The sequence below is a fragment of the Paraliobacillus quinghaiensis genome, assembly GCF_003426025.1.
In the GTDB taxonomy this organism is placed as follows: domain Bacteria; phylum Bacillota; class Bacilli; order Bacillales; family Amphibacillaceae; genus Paraliobacillus_A; species Paraliobacillus_A quinghaiensis.
Map to the genome: position 1 here is coordinate 124,569 of NZ_QJSH01000009.1, position 7,687 is coordinate 132,255.

The 7,687-nt window shown below is 35.4% G+C and carries 9 protein-coding genes and 2 tRNA genes; 9 read left to right on the forward strand and 2 right to left on the reverse strand.

Features of this window, described 5'->3' with window-relative positions; translation table 11 throughout:
- Positions 1-643: 643 nt before the first annotated feature.
- The 7 genes from D2K40_RS08180 to D2K40_RS08210 all read left to right on the forward strand — a co-directional run bounded on the left by D2K40_RS08180 (position 644) and on the right by D2K40_RS08210 (position 4,636).
- On the forward strand, positions 644-1,738 hold the full coding sequence (locus tag D2K40_RS08180) for a GerMN domain-containing protein (RefSeq protein ID WP_117154834.1): 1,095 nt from the start codon (positions 644-646) through the stop codon (positions 1,736-1,738).
- A gap of 107 nt (positions 1,739-1,845) precedes the next feature.
- Positions 1,846-2,598 carry a ribonuclease PH gene (gene rph / locus D2K40_RS08185; protein WP_117154836.1) on the forward strand — a complete coding sequence of 251 codons (753 nt, stop codon included), beginning with the start codon at positions 1,846-1,848 and terminating at the stop codon, positions 2,596-2,598.
- Between the two features lie 3 nt (positions 2,599-2,601).
- A complete protein-coding gene (locus D2K40_RS08190) occupies positions 2,602-3,195 on the forward strand; it encodes an XTP/dITP diphosphatase (RefSeq protein WP_117154838.1) in 594 nt (197 codons plus the stop codon).
- A 15-nt stretch (positions 3,196-3,210) separates the two neighbouring features.
- On the forward strand, positions 3,211-3,729 hold the full coding sequence (locus D2K40_RS08195) for a metallophosphoesterase (protein WP_117154840.1): 519 nt from the start codon (positions 3,211-3,213) through the stop codon (positions 3,727-3,729).
- Positions 3,730-4,059: 330 nt separating this feature from the next.
- A tRNA-Gly gene (locus tag D2K40_RS08200) sits at positions 4,060-4,133 on the forward strand.
- 4 nt (positions 4,134-4,137) lie between these two features.
- Positions 4,138-4,211, forward strand: a tRNA-Arg gene (locus tag D2K40_RS08205).
- 191 nt (positions 4,212-4,402) lie between these two features.
- Positions 4,403-4,636: a hypothetical protein gene (locus D2K40_RS08210; RefSeq protein ID WP_117154842.1), complete on the forward strand. Its 234-nt coding sequence runs from the start codon at positions 4,403-4,405 to the stop codon at positions 4,634-4,636.
- Positions 4,637-4,894: 258 nt separating this feature from the next.
- On the opposite strand, the gene D2K40_RS08215 is transcribed toward D2K40_RS08210, so the two are convergent.
- Both D2K40_RS08215 and D2K40_RS08220 read right to left on the reverse strand, forming a co-directional pair.
- Positions 4,895-5,500, reverse strand: coding sequence for a DUF6241 domain-containing protein (locus D2K40_RS08215; RefSeq protein WP_117154844.1), 606 nt, complete (start codon positions 5,498-5,500; stop codon positions 4,895-4,897).
- A 2-nt stretch (positions 5,501-5,502) separates the two neighbouring features.
- Entirely contained in the window at positions 5,503-5,712 is a 210-nt protein-coding gene (locus D2K40_RS08220) for a hypothetical protein (RefSeq protein WP_117154846.1), read from the reverse strand.
- Positions 5,713-6,104: 392 nt separating this feature from the next.
- On the opposite strand from D2K40_RS08220, the gene D2K40_RS08225 reads away from it, so the two are divergent.
- Together D2K40_RS08225 and D2K40_RS08230 are read left to right on the forward strand one after the other, a co-directional pair.
- On the forward strand, positions 6,105-6,962 hold the full coding sequence (locus tag D2K40_RS08225) for a DegV family protein (RefSeq protein ID WP_117154848.1): 858 nt from the start codon (positions 6,105-6,107) through the stop codon (positions 6,960-6,962).
- Positions 6,963-7,236: 274 nt separating this feature from the next.
- Positions 7,237-7,687 (forward strand): helix-turn-helix domain-containing protein (locus D2K40_RS08230; RefSeq protein ID WP_162879172.1); only part of this gene is annotated, 451 nt, incomplete at its 3' end.

The following is a 7,687-nucleotide window of genomic DNA, read 5'->3' on the forward strand; positions in this document are numbered from 1 at the left end:
GTCAGTAAATGGATTCCCTTTCCGTGGGCTCAGTCTCAGCTAACTCGGAGGTAAAAAACACCTCCGAGTGGATCTTCGACTTGTAAGGGAAGGACCACAGGCTAAAACCGTCCTTGTCGGACAACGCCTGCATGACCCTTGTAGGGCCTCAGGAGTGTCATCCATTTGCCTCCTTCGCTAGTTAGAGTATCTAATTATAATTTGAGGTATTAACGCTCAATAAGCTCTTCTACAACTATCTAGCGGATCAAATGAAATTGACGACACTCCTGCAGGAACAGCGAGTGTTTTTGATGGGACGAGTAATCGCAGTCCCACGAGCTGAAGATCCACTAGGAAGCGTTCTTTGGGCCTGCGGTTACTCGGCCCACCGAAAACATTTGCTTCCTAGTTAGCTGAAGCCGTGCCTGCGGAAAGGGAGTCAATTTCATTTGAGGAGCGGCAACTTAAGTTACTAATTGCTGACTATACGATTTAAATTTTTAATACATAGTTTATTTGAATTGTGTCATATAAACAATCTTATAGAATAAAGCATTTTTAAAAAAATTAAAAACTAATTAAACTTTCATTTTATTGCTTGGTCTATTTTGTGAAACTGCTCGTATACATAATAATACAAACCATCGTAGGAGGGAAAAACATGAGGAAGCAAATGAGTAGACTGACAATACGAATTGGATTACCGATTTTGTTTGTATTATTTTTCACAACTGGTTGTGGTTTTTTTCAAGGCGAACAAACATTGGAAGAAATAGATGTTCCAGCAACGAGTCAAACAAGTGATGAAGAAGCTAATGCTGATTCAGATGTAGTAGATGAAGCAAGTGATGCAGAGGTTACGACTGTAGAAGTCGAGACTGTTCCTAGAGAATTATATTTAATAAATGAAGAAGGGATGGTTGTTCCACAAACAGTAGAATTACCAAAGCCCGAATCAAATGAAGTTGCAGCACAAGTATTAGAATATCTAATTAAAGATGGCCCAGTAACTAATATTCTACCAAATGGTTTTGAAGCAGTATTACCAGCGAATACTGAGATTTTAGGTCTGACACTACAGCCGGATGGAACGTTAATAGTTGATGTTTCGAATGAATTTACAGAATACCAAGCAGAAGAAGAGCAACAAATTATTCAGGCTATGACATACACATTGACACAATTTGAGAATGTTGACAGGGTTACACTTTGGATTAATGGCTATGAACAAACAGAGATGCCTGTAAATGGTACACCGCTATCAGAAGGATACTCCCGTGCTAATGGGATTAACATTCATTATACTGATGGTGTTGACTTAATGGATAGTGAAGCTGTTACGCTTTACTATCCAACACAACAAGGTGAGCAGTTTTATTATGTACCAGTTACACAACATGTTGAAATGGTAAATGATAATCTTTACCAATCAGTAGTACAAGCATTACTTGAAGGTCCATCTTATGACCTTGATCTACTTCATGTTTTCAATAATGGTGCATCATTAATTGAAGAACCAACAGTAGAAGATGGTGTATTACATGTAACCTTTAATAAAGAAATATTAAGTAATGAGTCTACAAGTGCCATTTCAGATGAAGTGATGGAAACGCTTGTACTTACGTTAACAAATCAAATGGATATTAACTCTGTTTCTGTAAAAGTTGAAGAGATAGAGCAGGTTTTTAATGAACATGGCGTTCCCTATAGTGAACCCGTCTCAAGAGAAGCATTTGTACCTACGGGAAGTTTATAAAGTGGTCTAAAAGGAGCTGGATATTCAGCTCTTTTTTTCTTGTATGAAGTTATCGATTTAGGTGAAAATATGTTACGATTAGAAAGAATTAAAGGAGGAAACAAGATATGAGACCAAATGAACGAGAAGTCGATCAACTAAGAAAAATAACGATTGAGACAGGCTATACAAAACATCCAGAAGGATCTGTGTTAATTACAGTTGGAGATACAAAAGTGATATGTAATGCAAGTATAGAAGAACGCGTACCACCATTTATGCGCAACAAAGGAAAAGGATGGATTACAGCAGAATATGCTATGTTACCTCGAGCTACGGATACTAGAAATATTCGTGAATCTTCAAAAGGAAAAGTATCAGGTAGAACCATGGAAATACAGCGTCTAATTGGTAGAGCCTTACGTGCAGTTGTTGATTTAGACAAAATTGGTGAACGCACGATTTGGGTTGACTGTGATGTGATACAAGCGGATGGAGGAACACGAACTGCTTCTATCACAGGTGCATTTGTTGCAGTTGTCCATGCATGTGGCACTTTATTGGACAAAGGTGTTATAAAAGAAATGCCGATTACTGATTACTTAGCTGCCATATCTGTTGGGGTAATGCCTGATGGCAATGAGATCCTAGATTTAGAATATCAAGAAGATTCAAAAGCTCATGTAGACATGAATATTGTAATGACAGGTAGTGGAGAGTTTGTTGAGATTCAAGGAACTGGTGAAGAAGCAACATTTAACCCGACACAATTACAAAATATGCTACAATTAGCAGATAAAGGTGTAAAAGAAATTTTTGGCATGCAGAAGGATGCATTACAACAGTGGGCGAGTCATCTTGAGGAAAAAGTTGAGGGATAAAAGATGAAGGAAATTATGATTGCAACACAAAATAAGGGAAAAGTAAAAGACTTTCAATCATTGTTTAAAAAATACGATATTAAAGTTACCTCCTTATTAGATTTGACAGAACCTGTTGAGGAAGTTGAAGAAACAGGGACTACTTTTGAAGAGAATGCATTATTAAAAGCAGAGACAATTGCTAATAAACTAAATATGCCAGTTCTAGCGGATGATTCTGGGCTGGAGATTGATGCACTAGAGGGTCGTCCTGGTGTATATTCTGCTCGCTATGCGGGCGAAGAAAAAAACGATCAAAAGAATTTACATAAAGTGTTAGAGGAACTTCGCGGTGTACCGGAAGATCAGCGTTCTGCTCGTTTTGTTTGTGTGCTGGCTGTTTCAAGACCGAATCAAGATCCTATTATTAGAAGAGGAACTTGTGAAGGTACGATAACTGAGGGACCAATAGGTGACAATGGATTTGGATATGATCCTATATTCAAACCAGAAAATAGCAATTTAACGATGGCACAGTTAACATCTGATCAAAAAAATCTAATTAGTCATCGGGGAAATGCGTTAAAAAAAATAGAAGATTGGGTAAAGAATCAGTAGAAAGCGAGGGGTAGAATGCCAAAAGTATTAGTCACTAGTGATAGCCATGGCTTAACTGAAGAGCTTGAGATGATTAAAGCGCGGCATAAAGATGAAGTAGAGATCATGATTCATTGTGGCGATTCTGAATTGGACTTCGACGAAGGACCTATGAATGATTTTATGAAAGTTTCAGGTAATTGTGATTTTGATTCACGGTATCCAGATGAATTGGATTTTTCTGTTGGTGATTTGAAGTTTTTTGTTACTCATGGGCACCTACATCAGGTGAAAACCTCATTAATGCCTGTTTCTTATCGAGCGGAAGAATTAGGTGCAACTATTATCTGTCATGGGCATTCCCATATTGCAGTAGCACAAAAAGTGAAAAATCAAGTAATTATTAATCCTGGCAGTATTCGCTTACCAAGGGTACGTAAAGAAAAAACATATGCTATCCTTTCGTGGGAATCAAACAATCAAATTACGGTTGATTTTTATGATGTTGATGGACATGCTGTTAAGGATTTAGCATTTCAGACAACTCTAGAGTAAATTGTGTAAGCAGGAAATTCAGAACTAAAAAAATTTCCTGCTTAAATTTATTCTGAAAAGTTATTGACAAAAGTTACATAAGTTAATATAATAAATCTTGTCTGTTACAAAAGTAATAATATTTTTAGCAAAAGTTGAAAAGTTTTAACAGAACACAATTTAAAAATGCGGGTGTAGTTTAGTGACGAGCGAAACATCACCGAATATACTCCGAGATGTCCCGAAGCATAAATCATCTTGAGTAACCTAGAAGATGCAGGGACAGTGTAACCACAATTTCAGATTTTATATTTGCGGGTACAAAATAAAGGAATAGAACAATTTAAAAATGCGGGTGTAGTTTAGTGGTAAAACCTCAGCCTTCCAAGCTGATGTCGAGGGTTCAATTCCCTTCACCCGCTCCATTATGTCTCAGTAGCTCAGCTGGATAGAGCAACGCCCTTCTAAGGCGTGGGTCGGGAGTTCGAATCTCTCCTGGGACGTTTTAAAACAACTTTAGCAAACTCAATAGTACAAAGGTTTGACGATATTAGGTATTTCTAAAGGTATTCGAACCTAGAAGAAAACACCCTAAAAAATCGTTGAACAAATCAACTTCCAAATTACTAATTTGGAAGTTTTTGTTTTGACCAAAAGAAAAGGGACTTTTGACGTTTAAATTAAATCCAATGAATTGCTTACAACCAAAGAACAACTAGCAGCTAAACCAAAAGGAATGACCGCAGAAAAAGCTTTAACATTGATTAAACGACAAATGACATTGAATGGCTATCGTGACAGAACATTAGCTGATTATGACAGACATTTTTATCATTTCATTGAAGTAACTGGCATTAAGTATTTAGAGCAAATAACAGTAGATACCATTTACGTATGGCGACAGTATGAAAGTATCACCTTCAACTAAATTAACTCGTTTAAAGTGTCTAAAAGCGATTTTAAGTAAGTGTCATAATAAAGAAAACCACTAGCATGTGCGCTAGCGGTGTTTGGTTAATGTTTAGCGTAAATCTTTTTAATTTAATACCAATTCTTTGTAAGTTTGTCAATTGTTACTCTTTAAACCCTCCAAAAATTTGTTTGTTTTGCTCTCTTGAAGGTATTTGTAGTGTGAAAAATAGAAGTGTAAAAAAATATAATAAAAAGAGCGCCGAATAATCGACACTCAAAAATTCTTTTTAATATATAGTTCTTCTTCTTCGGGAGAAGCAGTGCCTGTTGCTACGCCTACATCACCACCTAAAAGATTCCAAACAGCATTGTGATCTCTATGAGCATATTCAAAATTACCTTCAGACCATCTTTTCAAAATGTCTAAATAAAGGTTTTTATGGTCATAATCACCATTAGAAACAATGTTGTATAGAACTTCGACTTTTTCTTTCGTGAGTTGAGAAACGCCTCTTTTTTCGTGCGCTTTTACTTTTTGGTGACTCATGTGGTGAATTGCTAAATTAACTTGTTTTTCACTCATTGCTTCAGGAAATAGTTCTCTGGGTTCGATACCTTTTTCTGCTGATAGTTTTCTAAAGAAACTTTCTTCTATAAGATCTTCAGCGTCAGTAGAAGAAAAAACAGCGTCAGATCGTTCACGCTCTGCAATGAGAGGAAGAGCTTCTCTCTCCTTCCTTGCTTGCCGATTGTTTTCAAAAGTGTTAAGAACATAATTTGAAGCGGTTATGCCCACCACCACAGTCAAAGCAATTACAATACTTGCAATAATTATTCTTTTTTTTATTACAGAACTCCTTACTGTAATTTTATTTTTCAATGTCATTTCCCCCTTATGTATTTTTTAAATAATCTTTTAGTGGCAGGTTCATTGTTTTGTGAATTATCAATAACTTGTTTTAAAATATCTTGTTCCTTTAAATTATTAGTATGTTTTAATTGATATGCAATATCTTTAAGTGATTGCGCTATGCTTGGTGCTGTATCTTCAAAAAATCGCTTACCCATTATTGTTATCATAAATTCATTCATTTAATCAATTCCTTTAATATTAATTAGTAAATATTACTAATTAATATTGTATAAGATTTCATTACATCAATCAATTTTTTGATGAAAACTGTATTTTCCCCTCGTCCTTCATGTTTTATAGATTCAATTCTTCTAACCAACTATTTTCTATAGCTTTTCGTGAGTTGGTTGGCAATTTTTCATCTACGTTAAACTTTTCAATTTGGGCTTTAGTGCCTTTTTGAACAAGTTATCGATAATTCAGAGTGATATTGAATCACTTATTATGAAATAGCGTAATTCATGTATCTCAAATGCTAAAAAATTAGCACCTGATATTAAAACTTGGTATTATTGTTGTTTTTTAGTATAATCTAATTAAAAGATGATTTGTACTGGAATGGAGAGATAACTTGAAAAAAAAGATTGCGTTTGTAACAGATAGTACAGCATATTTACCGCAAGAATTACGCGCACATCCTGATGTATATGTAGTTCCGATTGTTGTGATTTCAGAAGATAAAGAGTATGAAGATGGAATTGATTTGTCTTCCGATCAGTTATATGAAATGATTCGTAATAATAAAGAAGTACCTAAAACCTCTCAACCATCAGTTGGTAAGTTTCAAAAGTTGTACGAAGATCTAAAGCAAGATTATGACCAGGCTATTGCTATTCATGTTTCAAGTAAACTGAGTGGAACGTATGCAAGTTCTATGTCTGGTAAGGATCAAGCTGACTTTAATGTAGAAGTTATTGATTCTTTATCGATTTCTTATGCAATTACGGCATTAATAAATAAAGGACTTGAATTAGTAAATCTATCTGAAGATGTTAATGTAAAAGTGATTGCTGATCAGCTAAGAGATGAAATTACTAAATCTAAGAACTTTATTTTGGTTGGGCATTTAGAACAGTTGTATAAAGGTGGAAGAATGTCAGGCGTTCAATTTCTACTTGGTAATGTGCTTCAAATCAAACCAATTCTTTCAATAAATGCTGAAGGAGAGCTTGGCATGCTTGAGCGAATCCGTTCAGAAAAGAAAGCGATTAGCAAGATAATAGAATTATTGAAACAAACAAATCAAGAAAATGGTTTAAAGAAAATTGAAATAATGCATGGAAATGTCGAAGAAAAAGCATCACAATTAGAACAGGTTATTAAGAAGTCTGTCCCTAACGTTGATATTGTGATTGGAGAAATTAGTTCATCATTAGCAGTCCATGCTGGAGAAGGAACGCTAGCTGTATTTTGTCAAACAATAGAATAAAAAAATTCTAGGTCTGAGAAAATAAGGCGCACCCTTTTTTAAAGGATGTGCCTTTTTATGAGTTGGCCGAGAACACTCGTGACTTCAGTCATGAGATGAATCGGCTTCGGACAAGGGATGGACATTTGCCATCTCAATTGACCGACTTTTTGAGTGCTTAATGTAAGTAATTTGGTACGGTTTTTGTACACACCAAACCCTTCTAAAATACAGGAACGAATGTTTGTATCTTCCTCACAAAAATGGTATAATCAACCTACTGAGGGGTGAAACCATGATAGCAAACAATGCCTATAAATTTCGCATCTATCCCAATAAAAAACAGACTGAACTTATCAATAAAACCATTGGTTGTTCCAGGTTCGTTTTTAACTTCTTTTTCGGGAAACAAAAAGAAAAAGATGCTTATTGGTATATCAGCCAAGATATGGTTCAAAATGGTCACCTACCAGCGAACAACTGGAAAGGGAAGTGTTTAAATAAATACAACACGGTCAAATCTCTCCCCGAATTAAAGAAGCACTATAGATTTCTAAAAGAGGTCGATAGTATTGCCTTGCAAAAATCAGTTGAAAATTTAGCTGATTCCTATCACCGCTACTACAAGAAACAAAATAAGTACCCGCGTTTCAAATCTAAAAAGAATCCTGTTCAGTCTTATACAACAAAACAAACGAACGGAAATATTGCAGTAGTAGATAGGCATATCAAACTCCCAAAACTGG